The sequence below is a fragment of the Paenarthrobacter sp. 10N417 genome (genome assembly GCF_056394745.1).
On sequence record NZ_JBFTIL010000017.1, the window covers coordinates 1 to 26785 of the forward strand.

At 61.4% G+C, this 26785-nt stretch carries 22 protein-coding genes; 15 read left to right on the plus strand and 7 right to left on the minus strand.

Annotated elements, in window-relative coordinates; all coding sequences use genetic code 11:
* Positions 1-580 precede the first annotated feature (580 nt).
* Complete coding sequence (locus AC1DCM_RS19030) at positions 581-1564, plus strand: LysM peptidoglycan-binding domain-containing protein (protein WP_442016659.1); 984 nt, start codon at positions 581-583, stop codon at positions 1562-1564.
* Positions 1565-1590: 26 nt separating this feature from the next.
* On the opposite strand, the gene AC1DCM_RS19035 is transcribed toward AC1DCM_RS19030, so the two are convergent.
* Positions 1591-2187: an arsenate reductase/protein-tyrosine-phosphatase family protein gene (locus tag AC1DCM_RS19035; protein ID WP_442016658.1), complete on the minus strand. Its 597-nt coding sequence runs from the start codon at positions 2185-2187 to the stop codon at positions 1591-1593.
* A gap of 198 nt (positions 2188-2385) precedes the next feature.
* On the opposite strand from AC1DCM_RS19035, the gene paaA reads away from it, so the two are divergent.
* The 6 genes from paaA to AC1DCM_RS19065 are packed head-to-tail and all read left to right on the plus strand — an operon-like array spanning position 2386 to position 7256.
* Positions 2386-3381: a 1,2-phenylacetyl-CoA epoxidase subunit PaaA gene (gene paaA / locus AC1DCM_RS19040; protein WP_442016657.1), complete on the plus strand. Its 996-nt coding sequence runs from the start codon at positions 2386-2388 to the stop codon at positions 3379-3381.
* Positions 3381-3758, plus strand: coding sequence for a 1,2-phenylacetyl-CoA epoxidase subunit PaaB (paaB, locus tag AC1DCM_RS19045; RefSeq protein WP_442016656.1), 378 nt, complete (start codon positions 3381-3383; stop codon positions 3756-3758). Before paaA ends, paaB begins: the two co-directional genes overlap by 1 nt.
* Positions 3758-4675 (plus strand): 1,2-phenylacetyl-CoA epoxidase subunit PaaC, encoded by a 918-nt coding sequence (paaC, locus tag AC1DCM_RS19050; RefSeq protein WP_477519347.1) that lies wholly within the window; start codon positions 3758-3760, stop codon positions 4673-4675. The genes paaB and paaC overlap by 1 nt, the downstream gene beginning before the upstream one ends.
* Before the next feature lie 5 nt (positions 4676-4680).
* Complete coding sequence (gene paaD, locus AC1DCM_RS19055) at positions 4681-5253, plus strand: 1,2-phenylacetyl-CoA epoxidase subunit PaaD (RefSeq protein ID WP_477519348.1); 573 nt, start codon at positions 4681-4683, stop codon at positions 5251-5253.
* A gap of 8 nt (positions 5254-5261) precedes the next feature.
* Positions 5262-6467 carry a 1,2-phenylacetyl-CoA epoxidase subunit PaaE gene (gene paaE, locus AC1DCM_RS19060; protein WP_477519349.1) on the plus strand — a complete coding sequence of 402 codons (1206 nt, stop codon included), beginning with the start codon at positions 5262-5264 and terminating at the stop codon, positions 6465-6467.
* Positions 6468-6476: 9 nt separating this feature from the next.
* Positions 6477-7256 carry an enoyl-CoA hydratase/isomerase family protein gene (locus AC1DCM_RS19065; protein ID WP_477519350.1) on the plus strand — a complete coding sequence of 260 codons (780 nt, stop codon included), beginning with the start codon at positions 6477-6479 and terminating at the stop codon, positions 7254-7256.
* A gap of 13 nt (positions 7257-7269) precedes the next feature.
* Here AC1DCM_RS19065 and AC1DCM_RS19070 read toward each other — a convergent pair whose 3' ends face one another.
* Genes AC1DCM_RS19070 through AC1DCM_RS19095 form a run of 6 tightly spaced genes read right to left on the minus strand, consistent with a single transcriptional unit; the run spans position 7270 to position 15993 of the window.
* On the minus strand, positions 7270-9624 hold the full coding sequence (locus AC1DCM_RS19070) for a transketolase-like TK C-terminal-containing protein (RefSeq protein ID WP_477519351.1): 2355 nt from the start codon (positions 9622-9624) through the stop codon (positions 7270-7272).
* A gap of 42 nt (positions 9625-9666) precedes the next feature.
* On the minus strand, positions 9667-10947 hold the full coding sequence (locus tag AC1DCM_RS19075; RefSeq protein ID WP_477519352.1) for an amidohydrolase family protein: 1281 nt from the start codon (positions 10945-10947) through the stop codon (positions 9667-9669).
* A gap of 1 nt (position 10948) precedes the next feature.
* Positions 10949-12043, minus strand: a complete 1095-nt coding sequence (locus AC1DCM_RS19080; RefSeq protein WP_477519353.1) for a threonine aldolase family protein — start codon at positions 12041-12043, stop codon at positions 10949-10951.
* Positions 12040-13143 carry an ABC transporter ATP-binding protein gene (locus AC1DCM_RS19085; RefSeq protein ID WP_477519354.1) on the minus strand — a complete coding sequence of 368 codons (1104 nt, stop codon included), beginning with the start codon at positions 13141-13143 and terminating at the stop codon, positions 12040-12042. The genes AC1DCM_RS19080 and AC1DCM_RS19085 overlap by 4 nt, the downstream gene beginning before the upstream one ends.
* Positions 13136-14890: an ABC transporter permease gene (locus tag AC1DCM_RS19090; RefSeq protein ID WP_477519355.1), complete on the minus strand. Its 1755-nt coding sequence runs from the start codon at positions 14888-14890 to the stop codon at positions 13136-13138. The genes AC1DCM_RS19085 and AC1DCM_RS19090 overlap by 8 nt, the downstream gene beginning before the upstream one ends.
* Positions 14887-15993 carry an ABC transporter substrate-binding protein gene (locus AC1DCM_RS19095; RefSeq protein WP_477514853.1) on the minus strand — a complete coding sequence of 369 codons (1107 nt, stop codon included), beginning with the start codon at positions 15991-15993 and terminating at the stop codon, positions 14887-14889. The genes AC1DCM_RS19090 and AC1DCM_RS19095 overlap by 4 nt, the downstream gene beginning before the upstream one ends.
* A 299-nt stretch (positions 15994-16292) precedes the next feature.
* On the opposite strand from AC1DCM_RS19095, the gene AC1DCM_RS19100 reads away from it, so the two are divergent.
* From AC1DCM_RS19100 to AC1DCM_RS19135, 8 genes are all read left to right on the plus strand, one after another.
* On the plus strand, positions 16293-17507 hold the full coding sequence (locus AC1DCM_RS19100; protein WP_477519356.1) for a TetR/AcrR family transcriptional regulator: 1215 nt from the start codon (positions 16293-16295) through the stop codon (positions 17505-17507).
* Positions 17508-17666: 159 nt separating this feature from the next.
* Positions 17667-19022, plus strand: coding sequence for an MFS transporter (locus tag AC1DCM_RS19105; protein ID WP_477519357.1), 1356 nt, complete (start codon positions 17667-17669; stop codon positions 19020-19022).
* 99 nt (positions 19023-19121) lie between these two features.
* On the plus strand, positions 19122-19976 hold the full coding sequence (locus tag AC1DCM_RS19110) for a TauD/TfdA dioxygenase family protein (RefSeq protein WP_442016645.1): 855 nt from the start codon (positions 19122-19124) through the stop codon (positions 19974-19976).
* Between the two features lie 127 nt (positions 19977-20103).
* The gene (locus tag AC1DCM_RS19115) at positions 20104-20991 is read left to right on the plus strand and encodes an FAD binding domain-containing protein (RefSeq protein ID WP_477519358.1); all 888 of its coding nucleotides are present in this window, start codon (positions 20104-20106) and stop codon (positions 20989-20991) included.
* Positions 20992-20997: 6 nt separating this feature from the next.
* Entirely contained in the window at positions 20998-21531 is a 534-nt protein-coding gene (locus tag AC1DCM_RS19120) for a (2Fe-2S)-binding protein (RefSeq protein WP_442016643.1), read from the plus strand.
* On the plus strand, positions 21528-23867 hold the full coding sequence (locus AC1DCM_RS19125; RefSeq protein ID WP_477519359.1) for a xanthine dehydrogenase family protein molybdopterin-binding subunit: 2340 nt from the start codon (positions 21528-21530) through the stop codon (positions 23865-23867). The genes AC1DCM_RS19120 and AC1DCM_RS19125 overlap by 4 nt, the downstream gene beginning before the upstream one ends.
* Positions 23860-25044: an XdhC family protein gene (locus AC1DCM_RS19130; RefSeq protein WP_477519360.1), complete on the plus strand. Its 1185-nt coding sequence runs from the start codon at positions 23860-23862 to the stop codon at positions 25042-25044. Before AC1DCM_RS19125 ends, AC1DCM_RS19130 begins: the two co-directional genes overlap by 8 nt.
* Before the next feature lie 157 nt (positions 25045-25201).
* Positions 25202-26755, plus strand: coding sequence for an aldehyde dehydrogenase (locus AC1DCM_RS19135; RefSeq protein WP_477519361.1), 1554 nt, complete (start codon positions 25202-25204; stop codon positions 26753-26755).
* The last annotated feature ends 30 nt before the right edge of the window (positions 26756-26785 follow it).

Below are 26785 nucleotides of genomic sequence, written 5' to 3' on the forward strand. Positions count from 1 at the left end.
TGCCGGCGGTGACTTGCTGGCTGGCCGACTTGCTGGCTGGCCGAGGTGGAGGAAGTGAACGCGCCGTAGGTTCCCATGCCGGCGACCGCGGCTGCGGTGCCGAGCAGTGCGACGGAAGCGAGGACCTTGCCGGAGGTGGTCTTGAGGCTGATGGCCATGGGAATCGGTGTCCTTTCGGGAGGCCACCGCTGCCGGCCGGCCGTTTCATGTGCCGGCCCTGAGTGGCTGACAAGAAACACTGTGCCGGGCCAGGATCAAGAACCACTCCTGCAATCCATCAGCACTTGCTCAGGAAAAGATCAAGGCAAGTGGTGTGTTCCGGAAAAGATGCGTACTACTTAGTGCAATTCCCGGACTCCGGAGAAAAAGACGAGTATCTGTTACTCGTGCGGTGCCAATGGCCAATTCCTAGCATTAAGTTCCCTAGGGTTTCTGAAATTCTGTTCCGCCGGCTCAGCGGTGGTTCGCTCCCTCGCACGTGACGAGTGGTGCTCCCCACAACATTTCTGCGCTATCGCATACGCCCCTCCCATGGGACTTCTGCGTGCTCAGACCGACGCCTTGGATTCTGGGATACCCAATGAACATTTATCATGACGAGCTTCAAACGACTCTGTCAAAGAGCGCGCCCGGCGGTACCCTGCTGCTTGGGTCTCGCAAGAATAAAGTCCTTCTGATCGCAATTGCCATCATTGTTGTCATAGGGCTAATCCCTTTGATTTTTGGGGTTCTTTCACAGGCAAACAACCCCGCCGCTGATATGGGCCAAACGGTGTCCAATGAACAACTGGCGGCTCCCCAGGCCACTGACTCCAACCAGGCCACAGACTCCAACCCGGCCACGGCCGCCGCGAGTGAAGCAGCAGTGGCGCCTGCAGCCGAAGCCAAGGTTCCCGCCGTCGAACCGGCGGTGCCAGCGGCGGCGCCGCCTGCAGAACCTGCACCGGCTGCGCCGGCCGAACCAGCGCCGCCAGCTGTGGATACCAACCTTTATACGGTTGCCAGCGGAGATACCGTGGGCTCCATAGCTGCACGGTTCGGCGTGAACATGAATGACATGCTGGCTGCCAATGGCCTGAGCGGCTACTCGGTCATCGTGCCCGGGCAAGTGCTGAAACTTACTGGACCAGCTGTTCCGCTCATCAATCCGGCGCCGGCACCAGCACCCGCTGCCGCCCCCGCCCAGGCGGCCCCTGCGCAGGCTGCTCCAGCGCAAGCTGCTGCTCCAGTAGCCGCAGGTTGGACGATCTACGTGGCTGGATCCGGAGGCCAGAGCCTGGTGGACGCTTGCATTGGGCCCATCCACTTCACTCCCACGGATGGCTACGCATTGTTCATCACCGAGCACGACTTCTGTGGAGGTTGGGCACGCTTCTCCGGCATCGGTGTGGGACAAACGGTTAACATCCCGGGCTACGGCACGTACACAGTGACCGGAAGGGGACAAGTGCCCAATCCCGGAACAACCAACAACGTAGCGGCTGTCTTCGGCGGCTTCCCGGCAGTTGTCCTGCAGACGTGCATCCCCGGCACGAGCCAGATGTTAGTGATTGGGCTTAACTAGTCCGACCTAACTGGAAAGACAGCTAACTAGGCCGGGGCCGTCAGACGCGCAAACCGGAGTATGCCCAGGATGGCCGGGGCCAGCTCATCCTCCATCTGGTTGTAGACCTCTTCCGCTCGTCGGTAGGGGTCTACGACGTCGTTATCGGTGGGATCGGCTGGCAGGGCCAGATGGCGTACGGAAGCGGCCCGGGCCGGAAGAGCCCGCCAGAATTCCACGATGTCGCCCTCCGGAACAAGATCGCCACGGGCCTCCAGGACGGCAAGCATCCTGGCAAATTCACGGATAGTGAACGTTCGCTTTAGCAGAGAAGCATCCAGCTGAAGAACTTCGCCCCGGTGCCTGGACGTCATGGCAAGCACGAGGTCGGTTTCCCGCAGGATCTTCTGGTTGAGCTGCCTGGCAGCGAAGTTGTCGGGGCTGCCACGGAAGGTGCTGATCATCTTGGCCGACAGGGGCTGAATCGGCTCTCCGACCATGGCGCGGGTGCCGGCGCTGCGAACCTCGAATGATCCTGGGCTTGCGTGGTTCAGCCCCGCCTGCAGCAGCCGTTCTGCCACAGGGGAGCGGCAAATGTTCCCTGTGCAGACGGTGAGGATCCTAAAGGGCTGGGGCGATTCCACGTGAGGCTCTTTTCTTGCGGGGGCTTTGGACGGCTCAGGTCCCATCCCAAGTTAACACGGGCAGCAAAGACCACCTTGTCACAACGCCCAGCTGCACCCATGCTGCTCAACGGGTCTTCAACGAGAACCGAACGCTTGACTGAAAACGCCCGCTCCGCATATTCTGAACGAACGGTCGGTAATTTATTAGGAGCAACCATGGCATCGCAGAATCTGCAATCAGTGCCCGCTGAGCTGTCCCCGGAAGAGCAGGAGCGGGAGGCAGCCGGGAAGGCATACTTTGATCGCATCATCTCGGAAGACTCGCGCATCGAACCGCGCGACTGGATGCCGGAGGCTTACCGCAAGACTTTGCTGCGTCAGATCTCGCAGCACGCGCACTCGGAAATCATCGGCATGCAGCCGGAAGCCAACTGGATCACCCGCGCTCCGAGCCTGAAGCGCAAGTCCATCCTCATGGCCAAGGTCCAGGACGAGGCAGGCCACGGCCTGTACCTCTACTCGGCAGCTGAGACCCTGGGGCAGACCCGGGACAAGATGATGGAAGACCTCATTGCCGGCAAAGCCCGGTACTCGTCGATCTTCAACTACCCGGCGATTTCCTGGGCGGATATGGGAGCCATCGGTTGGCTTGTGGATGGCGCCGCCATTTGCAACCAGGTGCCCCTGTGCCGCGCCTCCTACGGTCCTTACGGGCGCGCAATGGTGCGCATCTGCAAGGAAGAGTCCTTCCACCAGCGCCAGGGTTTTGAGATCCTGCTGGAACTTTCCAACGGCACGCCTGCGCAGAAGCAGATGGCCCAGGAAGCAGTGAACCGGTGGTACGCGCCATCGCTGATGATGTTCGGCCCGCCGGATGATGACTCACCCAACTCCAAGCAGTCCATGGCCTGGAACATCAAGCGGTTCAGCAACGATGAACTGCGCAGCCGGTTCGTCGGCATGATGGTGGAGCAGGTCAAGGTCCTCGGCCTGGCCCTGCCTGACAAGGACATCCGTTTCAACGAAGAAACCAAGAAGTGGGAGCACGGACCCCTGGACTGGAACGAGTTCAAGGAAGTCCTGGCCGGCCGCGGCCCCTGCAACTCGCAGCGCGTCGAGCGCCGCCGCGAGGCACACGAAAACGGTGCCTGGGTTCGCGAAGCCGCCGTTGCCTACGCCCGCAAGCAAGCAGAGAAAGTGAACGCAGCATAATGGCTCCCCACGGTAACCCGGAAGAACCGGCAAGCTCGGCCAGCGAGATCAAGCGCGAGGCGCCCAAAGTCGCAGCCGCCACTGAACAGCACCACGAGACCCCGTGGTCCCTCTGGGAAGTGTTCGTGCGCTCCAGTCGGGGCCTGTCGCACGTACACGCAGGATCTTTGCATGCTCCTGATGCCGCCATGGCCCTCAGGAATGCACGCGATCTTTACACGCGCCGCAACGAAGGGGTCTCCATCTGGGTTGTCCCAGCCGATGCCATCACCTCCAGCGATCCGGATTCCAAGGGTGCCTTCTTCGAATCGCCGCAGGGCAAGGACTACCGCCACGCAACGTATTACACCAAGAGCGAAGGCGTGAAGCACCTGTGATGACTGATAAAGACACTGACTTCGCTATTGAAGGCCACGGCGATATCTCCGTGGGCGTCCGCGGAGCGGGAGCTTCCGGCGACGGTTCAGCCAGCGCCACCCGCATCACGCCGGGCAACGCCCTCCGTCCGGAGGACATCGCCCTTGAAGTACGGCGTGGACAGGTCAAGCCGAGCGAGGACGTTGCCGAGTTTGCCCTGAGGATCGGCGACGACGGACTGATCCTGGCCCAGCGCCTGGGCCACTGGATTTCCCGTGCTCCGGAGCTCGAGGAAGACATAGCACTCGGCAACATTGCGCTGGACCAGTTGGGCCACGCGCGCTCGTTCCTGACCTACGCCGGTGCCGCCTGGGACAAGTCCGAGGACGATCTCGCGTACTTCCGCCGCGAGCACGAATTCCGTTCTGCACACCTTTTCGAGCAGCCCAACGGGGACTTCGCGGTGACCATCGCTCGCCAGTTCATCGTCAGCTACTACCAGTACGAGCTCTACACGCAGCTCATGGAGTCCACTGATCCCACCCTCGCTGCCATCTCCGCGAAGGCCGTGAAGGAAGTGGATTACCACCGCGACCACAGCGCCCAGTGGGTACTGCGCCTGGCTGGCGGAACGGACGAATCCCGCGCCCGCATCATCCAGGGCTTCACGCTCGTATGGCCCTATGTGGACGAACTCTTCGAGGACGATGAGCTCACTACACGCCTGGGTGAGGCTGGCGTGACTGTTCAGCCCTCTAGCCTGCGCGCTGCGTTCGATCGGCTCACCGGCGAGATCATGGCCGAAGCCGAATTGGACATCCCCGCCGTACCGCAAGCACTCGGTGGCGGCCRTCGCGGCAAGCACTCCGAGTTCCTGGGTTACATCCTCGCTGAGATGCAGGTCCTGGCCCGCGAACACCCCGGCGCGAGCTGGTGACCACCATGACGAGCCTGTCAGGGACGCAGATGCGGACACAAGAGCAGCGGGCCTGGGACATTGCGTCCACGGTCTGCGATCCGGAGATCCCGGTCCTCACCATCGAGGACCTCGGCATTCTTCGCGGCGTCCACGTCGTCGAGGCGACTGATACGCAGCAGCACACAGTCAAGGCGGACGACGGCGGCACCTCACGTACCGCCGTCGAGGTCACCATCACGCCCACGTACTCGGGCTGCCCGGCGATGGACGCGATTGCTGACGACGTGCGGAAGGCCTTCGAAAAGGAGGGCTACGCGAGTGTGCACGTCAACCTGGTGCTCTCCCCGGCCTGGACTACGGACTGGATGACCGAGTCCGGCAAGGCCAAGCTGCAGGAGTACGGGATCGCCCCTCCAAGTGGCCATTCAAAAGCCGGCGGCCACTCCGGTCCCGTTCGTTTGAATCTGGCTGTGAAATGCCCGCAGTGTTCGTCGTTGAACACCAAGGAGCTGACCCGCTTTGGTTCCACGTCCTGCAAGGCGTTGTTCGTCTGCCAGGACTGCAAGGAACCGTTCGACTACTTCAAAGTCCTCTAAGGAATTCCATGACCACCGAAACCCAGACGGCCAGCCGCCGTCGTGCGTCTTTCCATTCCCTGACCGTCTCGGAAGTCCGGCGCCTTACGGACGACGCAATCGAGGTGACGTTCGCTGTTCCCGCCGAGCTGGCCGGTCAGTACGACTACCTTCCTGGCCAGTACGTCGCGCTCCGCACCACGCTGCCGGACGAGAATGGTGAGCAGCACGAGGTCCGCCGCAGCTACTCGATCTGCGCAGAGCCGCGCAGTTTCGCGGACGGCAGCAGCGAGATCCGGGTGGCCATCAAAAAGGACCTTGGCGGCACTTTCTCCACGTGGGCCAACGCCGAGCTAAAAGCCGGCGACATCCTGGACGTGATGAGCCCACAGGGTGCGTTCATTTCGCGGCACGGCAAGGACGGCTCGGCGGTCCAGCACAACGTCATGAACTCCATGAACCACCCCGAGGAGTTGGCGGGAGAGCCCGGGAACTTCGTTGCGATCGCTGCAGGCTCGGGCATCACGCCCGTGATCGCGATTGCCCGGACACTGCTGGCCGCCAACCCTGAGACCACTTTTGACCTGATCTACGCCAACAAAGCCGCCATGGACGTCATGTTCCTGGAGGAACTGGCGGACCTGAAGGACAAGTACCCTTCGCGCCTGGCGCTGCACCACGTGTTGTCCCGCGAGCAGCGGATCGCGCCGCTGATGACCGGCCGCATCGATTCCGAGAAGCTGCAGGCGTTGCTGAGCAGTGCCATCCATTCCGAGGATGTGGACGAGTGGTTCCTGTGTGGGCCGTTCGAGCTGGTCCAACTGTGCCGCGACACACTCGCTGCCCGTGGTGTGAAGCCCGAGCACGTTCGTTTCGAGCTGTTCACCACTGGTCGTCCTGACCGCCCTGAGGGCAATGCCGGCCGTCCCGTTGTGGAGGACGAGTCGAAGGAAACCTACAAGATCACGTTCAAGCTGGACGGCTTGACGGGCGAGGTGGCGAGTCCCACGCATGCCCGCGAGTCCATCCTCAACGCTGCCCTTCGTGTCCGCCCCGATGTTCCGTTCGCGTGTGCGGGCGGGGTCTGCGGCACCTGCCGCGCCAAGCTGGTGACGGGTACGGTGTCCATGGATGAGAACTACGCCCTCGAGCAGGACGAGCTGGATAAGGGCTACGTCCTCACCTGCCAGTCCCACCCCACGAGCGAAGAAGTTACCGTCGACTTCGACGTCTAAGGAGTCCCCATGATCGAGCTCTCCATTGCCAACGGCATTGCCGAAATTGTCCTCAATGCCCCCGAAAAGCTGAACTCGCTCAACGAGGACGCGCTCGCGGAACTGGATAAGGCGTACGACGACGCCGCTGCCGCCGGCTCACGGGGTGAGGTGCGGGCGCTGCTGCTTCGCGGAGAGGGGCGAGCCTTCTGCGCCGGCCGCGACATTGCCGGCGTTACCCCCGAAACCGATGACGCGCAGGCGTATCTCGGTGGGCTGGTGGAGCCGCTCCTGAAGAAGATGGCCGCATTCCCGGCACCCACTTTTGCCGCTGCGCATGGTGCCTGCCTGGGTGTCGGTCTCGGACTGCTGTTGGCCACGGACGTGGTGTACGTGGGGGAGAATGCCAAATTTGGTTCACCTTTCGCCAAGCTGGGCGCCACCCTGGATTCCGGCGGGCACTGGTACTTCACTGAGCGTCTGGGCATGCATCGCACACTGGATCTGATCTACACAGCCGATCTGATCTCTGGCTCCGAGGCCGTTGAACGGGGAATGTTCAGCCGTGCGATGCCCGATGATGCGTTGCTTGCCATGACGCGAGCGATCGTCGAACGGGTGGCTACCGGAGCCACTGAGGCTTTCAAGGCCTCCAAGGAACTCGTGGCCCACATCCGCGATCAGCGACTTGGCCTCTGGGCATCCATGGCCGAGGAAAACACTGAGCAGGCCCGCCTCTGCAAGACCGAGGATTACGCCGAGGGTTTCCGGGCTTTCCAGGAGAAGCGGGCGCCGGTTTTCAAGGGGTGATCCCGAGCCCCTGTCATTGGACCAAATCCAGGACAGCGCGGACGATGCTGTCGGTGTCGATCCCGTGGTAGCGGTAGACGTCCTCGAGGCCTCCAGCCTGGCCGAAAGTGTCTACGCCGAGGTTGCGGCTTTTGACTTGATGCACACCGGCGAGGAACGCGAGTGTGTGGGGGTGGCCGTCGAGCACGGTGACCATGGGGACGGCGCGCCCTGACGGCAGGATTTGGTCCAGGATCCAGGACGGCGCGTCCGGGTTCTGCCCATTGCGGCCTTGCAGGGCGTCGTAGAGCAGGCCTGGGCTCGTGACGCATATGACGTCCACGGGGGTGCCTTGGGCGGCGAGTCGCTCGGAGGCCACAACCGCTTCCGGGACCATGGCGCCCATGGCGACGATTGTCGCGCACGGTGTCGCCGCCGCGCGGAGCATGTAGCCACCCGCGACCACTTGGCGACGGCGACGCTCACGCGCGGCTGGATCTTCCGGGACGGCAGCCAGTTGTTGGTCGATGGGTTTTGTGGAGAGCCGCAGGTAGGCGGATTTGCCGCCCGGTCTCCCGAGTTGGGACACGGAGGCGAGCAGCGTCCACTCGACGTCGATGGCGAAGGCTGGTTCGTAGCTGGTGCAGCCGGGCTGTTCCAGGCCGATGGACGGCGTCTTGATGGACTGGTGCGCACCGCCTTCGGGGGCAAGCGTAACGCCCGACGGCGTACCTACCAGGATCGACTGGCCGCCGGCGTAGATGCCGTAGGACCATGGTTCCAAGGCTCGCTCAACGAACGGGTCATAGAGCACTCCGATCGGGAACAGCGGCTGGCCCCAGCGGCTCCAGGTTGCGCCGAGCTCGCCGAGGAGGCTGACAAGGTTTACCTCGGCTATGCCAAGTTCGATGTGCTGCCCCGTGGGCTTTTCCCGCCAGTGCATGACGGTCTCGGTGTCGTCGCTGAACCAGTCGGGGCGCTCTTCCACTGACCACACACCCACCTTGTTCAGCCAACCGGCGAGGTTGGTGCTGGAACTCACGTCCGGGCTGACCGTCACCAATCGACGGGCGACGGCGGGCGCCGCACGGGTGACGTCCAGCAAAGTGCGGCCCAGGGCTGCCTGTGTGGTGCCTGTTCCCGAGGGCGTTCTGCCGAAATCTGCCGGTACTGCGGGCGGGGCAACCGCAGGTTCAACCGTGCGGCGCAGGGTTTCCGCTGTGGTCCGTACCAGCTGACCCTCGCTGCTTACGGGATCGAACCGCGCCCATGGTGCGTCCGGGTTCTCGTCCAGTTTTTCTGCCAGCTGGCGGTATTGATCGACAGTGAGGAGCGAAGAGTGGTTCTGCGGATGGCCCTCGGTGGGCAGTCCGTTGCCCTTGACGGTGTAAGCAATGATGACCGTGGGACGGGTGTCATCGATCCGGGAGTAGGCCTCGCGCAACGCGGCAAGATCGTGCCCGCCCAGGTTCCTGATGGCCCGGGTCAGGGTCTGGTCCTCGACGCCGGCAATAAGTTCCGCGATGGCCGCACCCCTTGCGCCCTCACCAGGGAGCCTGTTGCGCAGTTCTTCGGCGGAGCAGCGCAGCAGCCGTTGGTATTCCGGGTTGGACATCTCAACAATGCGCTTCCGGAGCGCGGCGCCTCCTGTCCTGGCCATGAGGCTCTCCAGGAGATGCCCAAACCGTACGGTGATGACCTGCCAGCCAGCTGCCTCGAAGAGACGTTCAATCTTGCCCGCGGCAATGTTTGGCACCACCCGGTCAAGGGACTGCCTGTTCAGGTCCACGATCCAGACGATCTCACCAAGATCCGCAACGTTCGAGTCCAGCACGGCCTCCCAGATGGCGCCCTCGTCCAGTTCAGCGTCGCCGACGAGCGAGTACTGGCGCCCACGGTTCGGTGTACCGCTCACGGTCTCGATGTATCGCCGCGAAATGGCACCCCAGATTGGCGCGGTGGCCCCGATGCCGACGGAGCCGGTGGAGTAGTCAACGGGATCCGGGTCCTTTGCGCGGCTGGGGTAGCTCTGCAGCCCACCGAACTCGCGCAGCGTTGTGAGGTACTTTTCATCCAGGCTACCCAGCAGATAGTTGATGCTGTGGAGCACCGGCGAGGCGTGGGGCTTCACCGAGACGCGGTCTTCGGCGCGAAGCTGCCCGAACCAGAGCGAGGTCATGATCGTGGCAATGGAGGCACTCGAGGCCTGATGCCCGCCTACCTTGATGCCGGACGGGTTCGGCCGCACCTTGTTTGCGTGGTGGATCATGGATGTCGCAAGCCACAGAACGCGGCGTTCGATCGCAGCAAGTGCGTCCAGTTGGGGGTGGTCTTCGAAGGTCGAGGCGGTCTTCGCCTCCAGGTTATCGCTGACATGGATCAGGTTCATTGCATGCCTTAGGGAGAGTGTTGGTTGGTCAGTGTCGGGTGGCTACTGTGTGATCAGTAGTCCGCGCTTGAGGACTCCAAGCGGCGTTGCGAGAGTGCTGATGTCCTGCATGGGGTCCGCCGCCGTGACGATGAGGTCGGCCCACAGGCCGGGCCGGATGCGACCCGCTTGCGCCTCCAACCCGAGCATGTCGGCGGCTTCACACGTTGCAGACTGCAGTGCATGCTGTGCTGCCAGTCCGGCGTCGACATAGCGTTCCAACTCGCGGGCAATGAGATCAAAGGTGACGTGCGCAGGGCCTGCGTCCGTCCCCGCCACGATCGACACGCCGGAGTGGAGGAACTCAGTCACGTTTGTGAACCGCGATTCCAATCGCGCCACCACATTGCGATCCTGCGGGTTGGACAGGACTTGGTGACCCTCCCGCAATTGCCGGGAGACGATGTCCGCTACGACGACGGTCGGCACAATGTGGATCCCGGCATCGGCCGCCCTGTGCAACAGCTCGCGATCGGGCGCACACTGCTCATCCGGCCCCAGCATGGAGGCGTGTTCCAACGAGTGCACGCCCGCCTTGATGCACGCGGCCATCGAGGAACTGGCATGGGCATGGGCTGCAGTCCTCATGCCGTACGAGCCGGCGATGGCCACTGCTTCACGGAGCAGCGTGGGGTCGAATTCAAAGACGCTCGGACTGGTTCCGGGAGTAAAGCCGCCGCCGCTGGCCATGACCTTGATCCACGTGGCGCCGGCCGCGTGCTGTTCGGCGATGATGGTCTCGATGTCCTCACGGGTTCGTACCTCTGCGCCCATGTCGTGACCGTGCCCGCCCACTCGGCAGATTGGCGCACCGCAATGAACCACCGTGGCGACGTCCGACACCATACCGAGAGCTGCCCTCATGGGGGCCAGCAGGTGCCGGGGTGTCCCACAGTCCCGCACAGTGGTTGTCCCGGCACGAAGCGCAATCCGCGCATTCGCCACAACCTGCGCAATGATCTCTTCATCGCTGCTGCCCTGATAGGTTCCCCTCGGGTCATCGCCACCATCGAAGGCCAGGTGAACATGGGCATCCATCAGCCCGGGAGCCACAAAGCTGCCCTTAAGATCCAGGACGCTGCCCATGCCGGGCTCACTGCCGGCAGGACTAATACGGGAGATTTGCCCTGCCTGGAGCCACACATCGCTCAGGGAACCAGAGGTACCCGACTCGGGATCAACAACACGCGCATTGAGAAGCACGGTGACGTCGTCACCTGTCCGGGCGGCCCGGCTGACGCTGTACGGTACGGGACGGTCCGTCACATCAAAAGTGATGGTCATGTTAGTTGCTCCTTGTGCTTACGTGCATCGAGTAGGTTTCGTCCAGCAACTCCCTGAGCGCGCCAGCGGCGAGGCGTACGTCTTCCATGTCAACGTCGAGATGCGTGACGGCACGAATCGTGGACGGGCCAAAAGCGCCCATCCGGATCCCGCTCTCCTGAAGCAGGCGGTCCACCAGCACCGCAGCCGTGACGGGGAAGTCGACCAGGTCAAAGAGGACAATATTTGTCTGAACTGCCAGTGGGTCGATCGAAATGTGAGGGTGGACGGCAAGCAACTCGGCCAGCAGGCGGGCATTCGCATGATCATCTGCCAGCCTGTCCACGTTATTGCGGAGGGCAAAAGTACCCGCTGCTGCCACAATGCCTGATTGACGCATGGAACCACCCCACCGTTGCTTGAGCCGCCACGCCTCATTGATGAAATCAGCGTCGCCGGCCAGCACCGCTCCCATGGGAGCGCCCAGGCCTTTGCTGAGGTCCAGCCAGACTGAGTCAAACGGGGCACAAAAATCGTGGGCGGATACGCCGGTGGACACCACCGCATTGAGCAGACGGGCGCCATCCATGTGGGTTTTGATCCGATGAGCCCGCGCCACCTTCGTCACTGATGTGATGCCCTCCAGCGACCAGCACGTGCCACCTCCGAGGTTGGATGGCTGTTCAATGGAGAGCACCGCATTCCGGGCCGATGACCTTCCCTCCGGGCCGAGCGCCGCTTCAAGCTGGGCAACAGAGAAGACGCCACGATCTGCCTTGATGGGCCTGTACATAGCTCCGGCCAAGGCGGGAGCCCCGGTTTCCTCATGGCGCAGCGAATGGGCGCTGTCATCAACAAGAATCGCATCGCCGGGCCGGCAGTGCAGTGCATAGGCGATCTGGTTGCACATCGTTCCTGATGGCAGGAAAACCGCTTCCTCCTTGCCCAGAAGCTCCCGCGTCAGGGCAATCAGTTCGTTGGTGGAGGGGTCTTCACCCTTTTGTTCATCCCCAACCTCGGCGTTTGCCACGGCCTGCCGCATGGCCTCCGTTGGCCGGGTAATAGTGTCGCTGAACAGATCGATCCTGATGGGGTAGCTGGACCCGACCGGAATCAATGTTCGGCCTTGGGTGCCGTAGCAGTCCGGGGTTGGAACAACTTGTAGCCGTCCCGTGGAATGCCCACACGTACATGGGAGGAATCCGTGCGCTCGCGGGTTTCGACCACCAGGGCCTGCTCGCCGACGCCCACCGTGTAGCGGAAGTGATGGCCATGATAGGACCGCTCAAGGACGGGTCCGTTGACAGTCATCTCGTAGCCGTCAGAGGACGCATCATCAGGCAACAACGCCAGCGCTTCAGGACGAACGGCAACCACGACGCCGTCGGAAGTAATTGAGGATGGTACGTGGATCGCTTGGTCCAACCCGTCGATCTTGATCGTCAGGATCCCCTTTGAGCGGCCAATGACTGTCCCCTCCAGCAAGTTGCTGGTGCCAACGAAGTCAGCAACGAAGAGATCGGCGGGATCATTGTAGATCTGCTCCGGCGTACCAATTTGGCGCACGGCTCCGGCTGACATGACCGCAATCTTGTCGCTCATTGCCAGTGCTTCGTCTTGATCGTGCGTTACGAAAACCGTGGTGACGCCGATTTTGCGTTGTAACTGAAGCAACCAGTCGCGCGTACGTTCGCGCAGCTTGGCATCAAGATTGGAAAACGGCTCGTCCAGGAGCAGCAGGCGCGGAGGGAATGCCAACGCGCGCGCCAGCGCCACTCGTTGCTGCTGGCCACCGGAGAGCTGATGTGGATAGCGGTCTGCCTGATCGGAAAGGTCAACCAGCTCAAGCACTTCGTCCACACGTCGGCGGAGTGCCTCGGACTTGTAGCGTCGGAGCCGCAGCGGATAGCCCACGTTGTCGCGGACCTTCATGTGCGGCCACACAGCGTAGGACTGGAAAACAACGCCGCAATCACGGCGTTCCGGCGGCAGGAATGCGGAGGAATCATGGTTGAACAAGGTCTGCTCGCCCACAACGATGCTGCCGCCGTCGGGCTTCAGCAGTCCTGCGATGGACCAAAGCGTTGTGGACTTGCCGCAGCCGCTTGGGCCAAGCAACGTCAGGATCTGCCCGTCGGAAGCGGTCACCGACACGTTGTCCAGGACCGTCAGACGGCCAAACTTCTTGGTGAGATTGGTAATGACCAGATCAGGCATGAGGGCGAACTCCAAACAGAATGCGTCCTGCGCCCAGGACAGCTGCGGTGATGACGAGTTGGATGACTCCGAGGGCGGCGACGGTGCCGCCGAGGCCATTTGCTGCAATTTGAAGCATTGCCAGTCCCAAGACCTGGGTTTCGGGGGTTACCAGGAAAACTGCGGCGTCGGCCTCATTGAGCATTGCTACAAACAACAGGACGAATGAGATGCCCATGGCAGGCCTCAGCAGGCTGAGAATGATGGTGCGCATCGCCGTCCACCAATCCGCCCCGGCCGAGCGTGCGGCGCGGTCCAGGTCCGCACCCAGCGCGGCAAGCGATGGATAGAACGCGGCATAGCCCATGGCGAGTGCGCGGACCCCGAAGGCGATTCCGACCGCCCAAAGTGTAGCTCTGAAGGTTCCGGAGCGGTCCAGGATGGCAAACGTCCAGAAGAAGGCCATGCCGGTGATCAAGCCCGGGACGGCCCGGGGATACAGCACGATGTGCTCCAAGGATCCGCGGAACCGAAAGTTGGAACGGTGGGCAACCAATGCGATGACCGCGATGCAAGCGGTGGCAATGGCGGCGCCAACTGTGGCAATCAACAAGCTGTTGCCGATCGCTCCGGTGTAGAGCGGGTTGGTTAAGATCGCTGAGAAGTTGTCCAGTGTCAGAACGCTGAACGGGTTGATTGCCGGCGTCAGAAGGGCGGTGACAGAGGCGAGAACCACCCCGCTGAGCGGCACCAGGGTTGCACAGCCCAGGACAACTCCTATGACAGCGGAGAGCAGCCAGCCGAGGGGGCCCAATTTAACAACGTTCGCCGGTCTGGATGACTTTCCACCGGTGGTGGTAAAGCGGGCGAGGTCGCCGGCCAGGCGATTGCGCAGCAACAGCAGCAGAGTGACGGCGAGCAACAACATGACGGCGCCAGCGGGCAGGACTCCTCCACCGGCGTCGGCGCTTCCGGTCCACTGCCTGTACAGGTAGGTGGACATCATGTTGATGTTCTTTGAAGTACCAAGGATGAGGGGGATCCCCAGTGTTTCCAGCGCCAACGCGAAGACCAACAATCCGGAGTTCAGCAATGCCGGGCGCAGCAACGGCAGAGTCACCGAGAGCAAGGCGCGGAGTGGACTGGCGCCAGCGCAGCGTGCGGCTTCCTCGAGTGTCGAATCGCCTGAGGACAGCGTCCCGCGGGCAAAAAGGTAGACCACCGGCGAGCCAAGGACCGTACCCATGACCACCATTCCCGCAACACTGTAGAGGTCAAAGGGAACAGTGAACGGCGAGTACTCTTCAAGCAAATGGGTGGCATATCCGTTCTTTGACCACATCGACTGCCACCCAACGATGAGCACCAGCCCAGGCAGGACCAAGGGCAGGACAATCAAGGCTGAATAGATCCTCCGCAACGGGAGGTCGGTGCGGGCTACCAGCAAGGCCACCGTGGTTCCAACCACAACAGAGCCGAGGGTGGCGAAAAGTGCGAACTGCAGGCTGTTGGCGACAGCGGACCACCAGAGGGGATCAGTCGCCAGTTTTTGGAAGTTGTCCAGGGTGGCGCTGCCGTCGCTCTCGTATAGCGGCGTGGACCAGATTGATGACCAGAGGATCGGCACGATCGGGCCGAGGATCAGCAGGACTGCGAGGATCCAGACACCGTAGTGGATGACTTTCTCCGGCAGCCATGCCCGCTTGAGGTTGCCTGTACCGGGCGGCGGTGACGGGGTTTTGGGGTGGGTAAGTGTGGAGCTGCTCATCGCCCGAATGCTTCTTTCCAGCGATTTTTGAAGGCCGGTGCATCGTTCACCAGGGCCTCATCCCACTTGGCAATGTTGATGTTCTCCGCACCCAACTGCGCAGTTACCTTGGCCAGGTTCACCGGGCAGTCCACCCCGTCCAGGTAGGGTGCGAACCCGCCGGCGCAACCGGCCGTTTGGCCCGCCTTGTCAATCAGGAAATTCACAAACACTTTGGCCGCGTTGGGTGACTTGCCTCCGGTGGTCGCTCCGGCACCGCGGGGCATGAAGGGTGTTCCGTCTGCGAAGAACTTATAGTTCAGCACTTTCGCGGCAGCGCCTGTGATGAGTGGCCGGGTCGCGCCGGACTGGAAATAGGACATGGTGTACTCGCCCTGCAGGAGTTTGTTGTACATGGGCCCTGCACTGGCTTCGACCTTGGTGTTTTGTCCGAGTTGCTCCAGGACTTTCCATCCGGCCTCTCCCGCCTTGGCTATGTAGGCGTGATTAACCGTGTAGCCAAACTCCGTAGTGCCGTCATACGTGACGATCTTCCCTGTGAGTTTAGGGTCACTGGACATCTTGGCGAGTGCTTCAAGGGAATCGGGTTGTTCCGATTCTGGCAGGAGGGTGGTGTTAATCAGTGCCATGACCGGGTTCAGTTCCATTGCGAAGACCCCGGGGGCGAGTTTCGCGAAGGCCGGCAGCGGCGCGGCGGCGGGTGGTGTGAAGTCCTGGATGTCACCACGCTTCACCAGATCCAGGAAGTTCGCGCCTTGGAGGCTGACGATGACGTCCGCGGTCTTTCCGCCAGTGGCCTTCTCGTTGAGGTACCGCTGGAAGCTTTCGGTTCCACCCAGGCTTATGTAGCTGGTCTTGATATCCGGATACTGGTTTTGGAAAGCAGTCAGGACCGGCTTCATGGACGCCTCATTCGCCTCGCCGTAAACCAGCAGCGAGCCTTCCTTGACGGCGGCGTCGAGGATTGCCGGATCCATCGCTGCTGCCGTCGGAATGTCCGTCTTAACGGCGTAGGCATTGGGGGCGTCATTCCCGGTGCTGCAGCCAGTCAGGGCTGCGAAGCTGCAAAGTGCAGCAACAGCGACTATTGCACGTCGTTTCATGTGGGACTCCTTTGTCACGGGACGGTGCATTGGTAGGGACGGTGCTCTGGGTTACGGGAAGTGTTTCTCTGGGCCCAGCGCCGATTTTCTCTGGGTCTAACACACAGTTGGCGTCCCGTAAGTGAATACGCATCGGCCGCCGGGATGCTCCGGCCGGTGCTCGCATTTGCGGGAACCATCACGTTTCCCGCTAGGGTGAGGCACTGCTATCTTGCGGCAACTGGCTTATGGGTAAGTGAAGCGCAGTGTTTCGCAGGTTGTTCTTAAACTCTGGCACGCCGCGGGCTATTGCGCAATAAGTGAATCTGACTAATCTTAAGAACATGAATAAGTCCTCCACCGCCCCGGAGCGCGGCACCAGGCCGAGGAACCGGCGCGCGCTCATACTTGCTGCGGCGGGTGACCTCTTCGCGCAGAAGGGATACGCGCAAGTCAGCATGACCGATGTGGCTAAAGCCATGGCGGTTCAGCCATCCGCCCTCTACCGACATTTCCCGAGCAAGGGCGAGCTGCTTCGCGAGGCAGTGGTGGCCAGCCTCCAGCCCTTTTTGGATAGCATTACCCAGACTCCCGACGGCGACCTCGAACAGTTGATCACGGCTCTGGGTCGGGCACTTCTGGAGCACCGGGAAAACGGCGTGCTGTGGGAGCGTGAATCCCGCCATCTCCCGCCTGCCATCCGCTTCGATATTGCCAGCGGCATCAAGTTCGCCATCAGCAGCAAACTGCAGTCCGGCAGCGATGCAGTGCCCACTTCCGAGGCCGACCTGAGGGCTTGGGCCATGTTTGCTGTGATGATCAGCGTTTCGTTGAACCCTAACCGGCTCTCGCGGGTGGATGAAGAATTCGAGTTGGCCACGCTCGCCCGCACAGTACTCGTCATGCCCTTGCCCCCGATTGAAGCGTCCGGGAATCACCGGCGCGCGTCGATTGCCATGCCCCGAAGCCGCCGTGAGGCACTGCTGGCTGCCTCAATCCGACAGTTCGCCGCGTTTGGGTTTGAAGCCGTGAGTCTTGACGACATCGGCGCCGAAATTGGAGTCGCAGGTCCCAGCATTTACCGCCACTTCGACAGCAAGGCGGAAATGCTTGCCGCAGCACTGCATCGTGCCAAAGAAGTGCGGTGGATGGACATGTGGCGGGCTCTCTCCGAAGCCGCTGACGCAGCTGAGGCACTCCAGCGCACCGTTTCCTCGTACATTTCGTTCTCGTTGGGCAGCCCGGAATTCCTGCAATTGGCCGTGTCCGAACGTCCGCACCTTCCCGAACGGGACTTGCAGAACTTGATGGAGGCGCAGGGCGACTACGTCACCGATCTGGCCTCGCTGGTGGAGGACGTTTACCCGGGAGCAGATCAAGAGGTGGTCAGGACGAGGGTGAAAGCGGCCCTGCACGTGATCAGCAGCGTTGTCCGCACTCCATTCCTTCGGGACATCCGAGGCATCCAGGAAATTCTCGAACACATTGCAAGGGGCCTGATGGCACCCACAGCCGCATCGATCCATCAAAAATGAGATCTTGCGCACAAAGCATCTCAGTAATAAGATAATTACTACTGAAGTAATCTGCATCACTTCAAAGCTCATTCTGAGACAGGTGCCTTAGGCAGCCCTGATCACCACGGTCCACGCACAGCGGGGCCGAATGTTCGCAAAATTACCTGGAGGCACAATATGAGTGCAGTGGTCGCACAACCATCGGGCGCGAGTTCTCCGAGGAAGGTCGCATTCGCGAGCCTCATCGGCACGACTATCGAGTGGTACGACTTCTTTATCTACAGCACCGCGGCGGTGCTCGTTTTCAACCAGCTCTTCTTCCCTGGCTTCGACCCTACAACCGGGACCCTGCTTGCGTTCTCTACTTTCGCGGCCGGTTTCGTCGCCCGTCCTATTGGGGCCATCGTCTTCGGTCACTTCGGTGACAGGGCGGGCCGAAAGCCAATGATGGTCCTCACCATCCTGATCATGGGCATCGCCACGGTAGCGATTGGACTGTTGCCCACATATGACGCGATAGGCGTGTTCGCCCCCGTTCTACTGGTGGTGCTGCGGCTGACTCAAGGGTTCGCACTCGGCGGCGAGTGGGGTGGCGCCGTGCTGATGGCTACCGAACATTCACCCAAGGGTCGGCGGGGCTATTTCGGTAGCTGGCCGCAGGCAGGCGTTGCAGTCGGGCTGATCCTGGCCATGACGTTGTACATACCCCTGGAGTCGATGTCCGAAGACCTGTTCATGGCCTGGGGGTGGCGGGTTCCGTTCCTCCTCAGTGCCGTACTGGTTATCACTGGCCTGGTTATTCGCATGAAGGTCGCGGAGAGTCCGGAGTTTAATCGAGTCAAGGCTGACCACGGCGTTGTGCGTCTACCTGTAGTCGAAGTACTCCGGACACACCCCAAACAAGTGTTCCTTGTGGCTGGCGCCAGCCTGGCACCGGGAATCTTCTTCTACCTGATCACCGTGTACAACTTTGTCTACGCGGGGAAGTCAGGCGAGCTGGATTCGACGTCGATGTTGGTCCTGGTGATCGTAACTTCTGCTATTGGCTTCGTGGTTACGCCGCTCGCAGGTGCTCTCTCGGACAAATTCGGCGGCCAACGGGTGTACCTGTGGGGTCTTGCGCTCATCGTCATCGTTGCCTTCCCGCTGTATTTTGCGCTGGACGGGGGCACCTATGGCCTCATCGCCGTGTGCTACTTTGCGGCAACGGTAGCCGTATACATCCCATGGGCTCTGACGCCGGCATACTTCTCCACCGCCTTTGACGCAAAGGTGCGTTATAGCGGACTGTCCTTGGCTACTACGCTCGGCAATCTCTTCGGCAGCGCCATTGCACCCCTTATTGCCGGTGCGTTGTTTGCTGCGACAAATGCGTCTGTCTCAACATCGCTTTACGTCTTCGTCGCCGGAACCGTGTCAATCATTTGCGCTCTTTCGCTTGGACGGGTCATCCAAAACAAGGCATCGCGAGCCCGCGAAGCCAGCGCTGCGACGGGCATTGATGAAGTCGCCACACCCACGTACTCGGAGTGAGTTGACACAAGCATTCCCCAACAGGAACAGCTCGTCTGGATCAGTCACCGATGACAGAGACGGGCGCAGTATTACACGCCAACAAAGGAAGGAACTACCATGAGCGGCAACGATCAACAGTTCAAGACATTTACTCTGGAACAAGCAACACCCACCATTGGGGCGTATATCCATGGACTGGACCTACGAGAAGAGATCACCCCCGAATGCCGGGAGGAACTACGGGAAGCTTTCCTGGAGTACCAAGTACTGTTTCTCCGCGATCAGCACATTACGCCGGATGATCAGATCAAATTCGCCAAGGTGTTTGGCGACCCCCAGGAAGTAAGTGCGTTTTTCCCCTCGCTCCCCGAATATCCGCACATTGAGGTGCTGGAGTCACGTGGCCGGGCTGCTGGGACCGACGTCTGGCACTCTGACTTGACCTGGCAGGCAACGCCGAATTCGGCTACTTGCCTCCACGCCCAGCAAATACCCCCGTGCGGCGGCGACACGCTCTGGGCGAGTATGACCGCCGCATATGACGCCCTGCCGGAGAACGTGAAAAGCGTCATTGACGGTCTGGAGGGAGTGCACGACTGGGAAAAGGAACTGACCGGCGTTGTCCGTCAGGGTCCCGATGGTGAGGCGCGCTACGAGGAGACCCGCCGTAAATATCCACCCATGACCCACCCTGTAGTGCGTAAGCATCCCGAAACCGGCCGCAAGCTCGTGTACGTCAACGCGTTGTTCACCACCCGGCTCACGGGCATTTCCACCCAGTTGGGGGACGCGCTGAGGAACATGCTCACCGATCTCGCCAGAACGCCGGAATACCAGGTTCGTTTCCGTTGGGAGCCGAACTCCCTGGTGATCTGGGACAACCGATCGACCCAACATTACGCGGTGGGGGACTACCACCCGCACTACAGGCTGATGCACCGGGTCACGCTGAAGGGCGATCGCCCGGCGTAAGGGTTGTTGGAGCCTTGCCGGGTGGCCCTTGTGTGTGGGCCGCCCGGCCCAGGTGATATGGAACTCACGTTTTGTCCGGCGAAGGTGCCGTGACAAAAGCCGGGCCAAAGCGAAAGAAGGCTGACCAATGCGAGGCCAGAAACTAGGGGCGGGGCTGATAGCCCAGAGCCAGTCCGCCCTTCCACCATTTATTTTGCATCGGCCTGCTTCGCTGGGAGAGGCTGTAGCTCTTACCCGGCACCATCCAAAAGCTGTGATTGCGGCGGGTTGTTCAGATCTGGTGGCGCAATTTCGCGAAGGGTTGGAGCCGGAGGTTCTGATTTCCGTGCAGCGAATCAAGGAATTGCGTGAAGTATCCAATGAGGCCGGGATTCTGCGCATTGGCTCCTTGGTTAGCCACACTGAAGGCAGCAGAAGCCCGGAAATCCTGTCATCGGTCCCGGCCCTCGCTGCAGCCTGGGGATCAATTGCCACAGTTCGAATCCGCTATCGCGGCACCCTCGGAGGCAATCTCCTTGCCCGTAGATATCGATACGAAATGCCTGTCATTCTGTCGGCACTCGGTGCACAGATGCAGTTTGAAGGTGGAGACATTGCAGTCCTGCCAGTTTCATCGCTCTGGGATCGGGACTCGCTGTGGGATCGCACCCTTGGGAACGCAGGTATTCTGACCGCCGTCACCGTCGACACTGCCTCGCTGCTGTGGTTCGGTTACGAGCGGTCGATGCGGCCACTCAGCACCGTGTCCCTCGCGGTGCGAAAGAACACGGTGGCCGGCCTTACGGTCTCGGCCGTCTGTGGCAGTGAATACCGGCAGCCTTTTGTGCTGTCACATACTGCGGAGGCAACTGCCATCACCGAGCTAGACCCGGCCTTTGTGGGCGAAGTTCTGGCGGCTCAGCTTCCGGATGAGGCGGGCGACTACGCGGGGTCCATCGACTACCGACGACACCTGGTGGGCGTTCTCTGCCGCCGTCTTCTTGCCGAAGCAACCGGTAACCAAAGGAAAGGATAGGCAGCCATGAGCCTTGAATCACCGGAATCAAGCCAGGAAACGTTCACCCACAAGGTTGAATTTGAGCTGAACGGAAGCCCGGAACGGCATTGTGTCCCCACGAGTGCTACGGTCTTGGATTTGCTGCGCAACAGCTGCGGCACGCAAGGGGTCCGGGCCTCGTGTGAGCGTAGTGTCTGCGGTGCCTGCACTGTTTTGGTTGATGACCTTCCTGTAGCTGCCTGTTCCACGTTTGCCTTCGACATTGAGGGTGCGCGTGTTGAAACGGTTGAGGGCTTGGCTGCCCAAGACGGCACTTTGAGTGCCCAGCAGCAGGCATTCAGGGAATGTGGCGGCTTCCAATGCGGCTTCTGCACCTCCGGCATGCTGATGTTGACCACAGGGCTGCTGCGGCAAAATCCGCAACCGAACAGGGAAGAGATCCGGGACTGGATAAGTTCGAACACCTGCCGGTGCACGGGCTACGAGATGATCCTGGAATCCGTGGAGCGCGCCGCAGAACTGGCTGGGGCCAAGCAGCAGGATCAGGCATCCGAATGACCGGGATCGTGATTCCTTTCACTCCGCACGATTCGCCCATCGTCGGACGCGACCGCCCACGCCTGGACAGCACCGCCAAGGTCACCGGCCGCGCCCTCTACACAGTGGACATCCAGAAGCCCGGGATGCTTCACGCGAAGGTCCTGCGCAGCCCACACGCGCACGCCCGGATTCTCAGCGTGGATGCTTCGGCCGCCCGCTCCCTGGCAGGAGTCACTGCCGTAGTCACCCGCGAGGAAATCCGTGGGCTGCATTCCTATGGCACCTACGTCAAAGACCAGCCGATCGTTGCCACGGACGCGGTTCGCTACGTCGGCGACGTCGTTGCTGCTGTGGCTGCCGTGGATGAACGCACCGCTTTTGCCGCCTTGGATTTGATTCGGGTTGAGTACGAACCGCTGCCAGCGGTCTTTGATTCAAGAGCAGCAATGGATCCGTCAGCACCTGCCATTTTTCCCGACCAGCCCTTCGCCGCCTATCCGGAGTACGGCGATGGCGCCTCGGGAGCGGCACACACCGCACACAACGTCAGCTACGAATTCCGCTACGAAACGGGAGAGGAGAGCGTCTGGGCCGATTGCGACCACATCTTCGAGGACACCTTTACCTTCTCCCGGATGAACCACATGCACCTGGAGCCGTTTGCCACCGTTGCCGAGGCCACGGCGAATGAAATCGAAGTGTGGACCTCAACCCAGAGCCCTTTCCCAATGCGCAAGGAACTGGCCAGGGTGTTTGGGCTGCCTGAAAACGACATCCGGGTCAACGTCCTGCTCCTGGGCGGAGGATTTGGCGCCAAGAACGGCCCAAAAACGGAGGCGATCGCCATTCGGCTCTCACAGTTGTCGGCTGGGCGACCGGTTCGCTACTGCATGAGCACAGAAGAAGTCTTCCTGACGCTGAGCCAGCATGACGCCATCCTCACGGTTAAATCCGGGCTCAAGGCAGACGGCGAGTTCATGGCGCGTCAGTCCCGTGTGCTGCTCAACGGTGGCGCTTATGCCGATGCCAGTCCCTTGGTGGCGGAGAAAGCCGGGTATCGGATGCCCGGAGCCTACCGCTGGAAACGGATAGATTCGGTCTGCCAAGCGGTGATCACCAACACCGTCCCTGCCGGCGCCTACCGTGGCTTCGGAGCAACCCAGGCCACCTGGGCCAGCGAGCGCCAAGTGGATCTGATCGCCGAGCGGCTGGGTTTCGATCCCCTGGAGCTTCGGCTCAAGAACGCCAAGGATTTGGGCGAGGAGTTCGTTCCAGGAGAAACTCCCATCGATTCGGATCTCAAGCACGGCCTGAACCTGGTGGCGGATGCCATCGGTTATCGCGACCGGCAGCGCTCAGGTAACCGTGGCATGGGGGTTGCCATCGGCATCAAGGATGGTGGTGGCGTCAACAAACCTGCCCAAGCCCGGGTCAAGGTGACCACAAACGGCGATGTCTTCCTGAATTGTGGCCTGGTGGAAATGGGCCAAGGAGGTCATTCGGCGCTGTGCCAAATTGTGGCAGAGACACTGGCCTGCGATCCGGGCCGGGTGAAGTATGCCGCAATTGACACAGACAACACCCCCTTCGACCAAGGCACCAACGCCTCTTCGGGCATCGCGGTCATGGGTCATGCAGTCCTTCAGGCGGCTGAGCGAGTGAAGTGCTCGGTGTTGGACATGGCTGCTGAACACCTGATACTGGACCGCCAATCGATCCGTCTGGACAACTGGCACATCGTTGACGCTGAAGGCACCACCTATGAGCTCCCGCCGTTGATTATGGACAGATTCGGCGGAACAGGTTTCGAGTTCACCGGGGACGGCTACTTTAAGGTCCGTTCCTCCAGCAGCGCACCCCTGGAAGCGCCCTGCATGTTTTGGGAGATCGGTTGGGCAGCTGCGGAAGTGGAGGTGGATCCGGAAACCGGCCGGGTGGAGCTTTTGCAGCTGGTTGTCAGTGGCGACGCCGGCAAGGCGGTGAACAAGCTGGGCTGCCGCGGCCAGGACGAGGGCGCCGCCGTCTTCGGATTGGCCCAGGCACTCTTCGAGGAACTGCGGTACGACGACGGTGAGCTGCTTAATGGCGAGGCGCTCCTCTATCGGGTGCCTTTGGCTGAGGACATTCCCCGGCGCTTTTCCTCCATCACCCAGGAACAGGGCCATGGCGCCGGACCTTTTGGGAGCAAGGGGATGGGCGAGGGCGGCATGCTTCCCATTGCGCCAGCGATTGCCCAGGCCATCGCTGACGCCACCGGGGCACAGCTCACGTCGTTGCCCATGACGCCTGAACGCGTTTACAACGGCATCCTCCATGCGCGTGCGCGCCAAGGCAAGGCTGACAGCAATGCGTGAGGTGATGGGGGCGCTGGAGGCGTCGTTGCTGACCGAACGACGCGTCGCCTTGGCTACGGTGGTCCGCACGGAAGGATCCGCACCACGAACAGTCGGAACGTCCATGCTGGTCACCGAAGACGGATTGCCGGTCGGCTCAGTTTCGGGTGGGTGCGTAGAGGCAAGTGTGATGGAAGCAGCGGCCGGCGTCCTCGCCAGTGGTGTGCCGGAGCTGCACCGTTTTGGCATTTCAGACGACGAYGGTTTCGGCATCGGGCTGACCTGCGGCGGCAGCGTTGAGATCTTCATCCAAACCTACGGTCCGGCTTCCTGCCCGGATTTTGCATCACTGCAGAGGGCCTTGGATGAGAATCTGCCCTGCGCCCTGGTCACCATCTTCGGCGGCGCACCTAGCCTGGTGGGTCGCTCCGAACTGGTCATGCAGAATGCGGAAATCGACGAGATGTTTGCAGATATAGTCCTTGCTCCCGATGCACTCCGCGCCGCCGGGGATGCGGTCCAGGAGGCAATAGCCTCCGGAACCACGACGTCGGTCACTCTTCCGGCGGCCACGGGTACTGACAAGCCACTGTCCTTGCTGATCGATGTTTACCGTCCGGCCCGCAGGCTGATCGTCTTCGGGGCGATCGATTTCTCCGCGTCGTTGGCCCAACTGGGGGCTTTCCTTGGTTTTCATGTCACTGTTTGCGATGCGCGCGCTGTCTTCGCGACGGCCAAGCGAATTCCCTCAGCCCATGAGATCGTGATCGATCAACCGGCGCGCTACCTGCAGAAAGAACTCGCTCTGGGAAAGCTTGCCCCTGATGCCGCTATCTGTGTGTTGACGCATGATGCCAAATTCGATGTTCCAGTCCTCGATGTAGCCCTGAGGCACGGTTTCGCGTACATAGGCGCGATGGGGTCACGTCGAACTGCCGCTGACCGCCGGGAGAGGCTAATGGGTTTGGGCCACACCGACCAGTCGCTGGCACCGCTCCGCTCGCCGATCGGCTTGGACCTTTCCGCTTCCACGCCCGCTGAAACGGCGGTTTCCATCATGGCGGAGATTATCGCTGCCAAGAATCAGACCTCTGGTTTGCCCTTGGCGCACACCAGCGAACCGATCCACAAGGGTGTGCTGGAGCGGGCAGGTTACCAGCTGCGCCCAGCCGGCCGGCCGCCGTCGTACTGCGGTTGAAGCAGTCCTCCAAACGCTGGGAGCCTGCAAGCAGCAAATTAACTTTGAACCTAAATATCTTGACAGGAAGTATCTTAGTGCTGATATTCTTTTCCTATGACGTAGTTCACATGAATTCACGGCGTGGGCATGACAGAGAGATGAACGGAAGCTGAAGATGAGTACGGACAGCCTTGTAGGAAACACTTCCCGGCCCAGCCCTGCGGACGCCCAGCTGGACGCCCAGATGGTGGTCGCTCCTGATACGCGGGATGAGATCTACGTGGGCGGCGTCTGGACCCGAGGCAGCGGTGCGCTGATCGAATCGGTCAATCCCGCTACCTCTGAGGTTTTCGCCACCCTCCACGGAGCAACGACGGCGGATGTGGACGCCGCGGTGGCTGCCGGCCTGAAAGCCGTGGAAGAGTCCGGATGGGCAAAGAAGCTCCCCCACGAACGCGCTGCTGTCCTGCACCGCATCAGCTCAGCCATCGAGATCAACGCTGATCGCATTGCCGAACTGCAGACGCTGGACACAGGTAAGACACTCGTGGAAACCAGGGCGCTCGCCATGAGCGCGGCAGCAACCTTCCGGTTCACCGCGTCTGCTCTGGAGACCATGGAGGATGCGCTGACGTCCCCTCGCGGGAACTACCTCAGCATGTCCACCTATGAAGCGATCGGAGTGGTGGGTGCCATCACGCCCTGGAACTCGCCGATTGCCAGCGACGCACAAAAGGTGGCTCCGGCACTTGCCGCAGGGAACGCCGTCGTGGTGAAGCCGCCGGTCTGGGCTCCCTGGGTTTCGCTGCTGTTGGCACGGCTTTGCGAGGAGGCGGGCCTACCTGCAGGTCTGCTCTCTGTACTTCCAGGCCCCGGCCGCGTCGTAGGTGATGCGATCGCGCGACACCCTGACGTAGGCAAGATTTCCTTCACGGGCGGCACTTCCACGGGGCGCCAACTGGGCCATATCGCCGCCGAGAAGATCATGCCCATCACCTTGGAGCTGGGCGGAAAATCGCCCACCATTATTTTTGCTGATGCCGACCTGGACCAGGCCGTGGCGGGCGTGCTTTATGGCATCTTCTCTTCGAGCGGTCAGAGCTGCATTGCCGGCTCGCGCGTGTTCATCCAGCGATCGGTCTATGACGCCGTTGTCGAAAGACTCGTCAAGGGTGCCGAAGCCCTTCGGGTCGGACCAGGAACGGACCCAAGCACCCAGGTAGGGCCGCTGGTGGCCCATGCCCACCGTGACGCCGTCGCCGGGATGGTTGAAGACGCGCGGCTGGCTGGTGCGCAGATCCTCTGCGGTGGCACTGCCCCCAAGGACCCCCGGCTTCAGGCTGGTGCGTTCTACGAGCCCACCATCATTGCTGGCGTGAGCAACTCGGACGTCATTTGCCAGGAGGAAATTTTCGGGCCGGTGGCCGTCGTCCTGCCGTTTGACGATGAAGCCGATCTCATCCTTCAAGCCAACGACAGCGTTTTTGGCTTGGCCTGCGGCATCTGGACAGCTGACTACCGCCTCGCCTGGAGAATTGCGCGAGCCGTTTCGGCTGGCACCGTGTGGGTCAACACCTACAAGCAGTTCAGTATCTCCACCCCGTTCAGCGGGCATAAGGAAAGCGGTCTGGGCACTGAAAAGGGCCGGGACGGCATTCGCTCCTATATGCACCAGAAGAGCATCTACATCGACCTCTCGGGTGCATCCATCCCATGGGCCGGCAACTAGCTGGACCGACCACCACCATCTTGCGTTCGA

Excerpts from the sequence above, each read along its gene's own strand:
- AC1DCM_RS19065 (WP_477519350.1), top strand. The coding sequence starts at position 6,477 with ATGATCGAGCTCTCCATTGCCAACGGCATTGCCGAAATTGTCCTCAAT.
- AC1DCM_RS19070 (WP_477519351.1), bottom strand. The coding sequence starts at position 9,624 with ATGAACCTGATCCATGTCAGCGATAACCTGGAGGCGAAGACCGCCTCG.
- paaD (WP_477519348.1), top strand. The coding sequence starts at position 4,681 with ATGACGAGCCTGTCAGGGACGCAGATGCGGACACAAGAGCAGCGGGCC.
- paaB (WP_442016656.1), top strand. The coding sequence starts at position 3,381 with ATGGCTCCCCACGGTAACCCGGAAGAACCGGCAAGCTCGGCCAGCGAG.
- paaA (WP_442016657.1), top strand. The coding sequence starts at position 2,386 with ATGGCATCGCAGAATCTGCAATCAGTGCCCGCTGAGCTGTCCCCGGAA.
- AC1DCM_RS19120 (WP_442016643.1), top strand. The coding sequence starts at position 20,998 with ATGAGCCTTGAATCACCGGAATCAAGCCAGGAAACGTTCACCCACAAG.
- AC1DCM_RS19075 (WP_477519352.1), bottom strand. The coding sequence starts at position 10,947 with ATGACCATCACTTTTGATGTGACGGACCGTCCCGTACCGTACAGCGTC.
- AC1DCM_RS19125 (WP_477519359.1), top strand. The coding sequence starts at position 21,528 with ATGACCGGGATCGTGATTCCTTTCACTCCGCACGATTCGCCCATCGTC.
- AC1DCM_RS19095 (WP_477514853.1), bottom strand. The coding sequence starts at position 15,993 with ATGAAACGACGTGCAATAGTCGCTGTTGCTGCACTTTGCAGCTTCGCA.
- AC1DCM_RS19115 (WP_477519358.1), top strand. The coding sequence starts at position 20,104 with ATGCGAGGCCAGAAACTAGGGGCGGGGCTGATAGCCCAGAGCCAGTCC.
- AC1DCM_RS19090 (WP_477519355.1), bottom strand. The coding sequence starts at position 14,890 with ATGAGCAGCTCCACACTTACCCACCCCAAAACCCCGTCACCGCCGCCC.
- AC1DCM_RS19110 (WP_442016645.1), top strand. The coding sequence starts at position 19,122 with ATGAGCGGCAACGATCAACAGTTCAAGACATTTACTCTGGAACAAGCA.
- AC1DCM_RS19135 (WP_477519361.1), top strand. The coding sequence starts at position 25,202 with ATGAGTACGGACAGCCTTGTAGGAAACACTTCCCGGCCCAGCCCTGCG.
- AC1DCM_RS19085 (WP_477519354.1), bottom strand. The coding sequence starts at position 13,143 with ATGCCTGATCTGGTCATTACCAATCTCACCAAGAAGTTTGGCCGTCTG.
- AC1DCM_RS19030 (WP_442016659.1), top strand. The coding sequence starts at position 581 with ATGAACATTTATCATGACGAGCTTCAAACGACTCTGTCAAAGAGCGCG.
- AC1DCM_RS19105 (WP_477519357.1), top strand. The coding sequence starts at position 17,667 with ATGAGTGCAGTGGTCGCACAACCATCGGGCGCGAGTTCTCCGAGGAAG.
- paaE (WP_477519349.1), top strand. The coding sequence starts at position 5,262 with ATGACCACCGAAACCCAGACGGCCAGCCGCCGTCGTGCGTCTTTCCAT.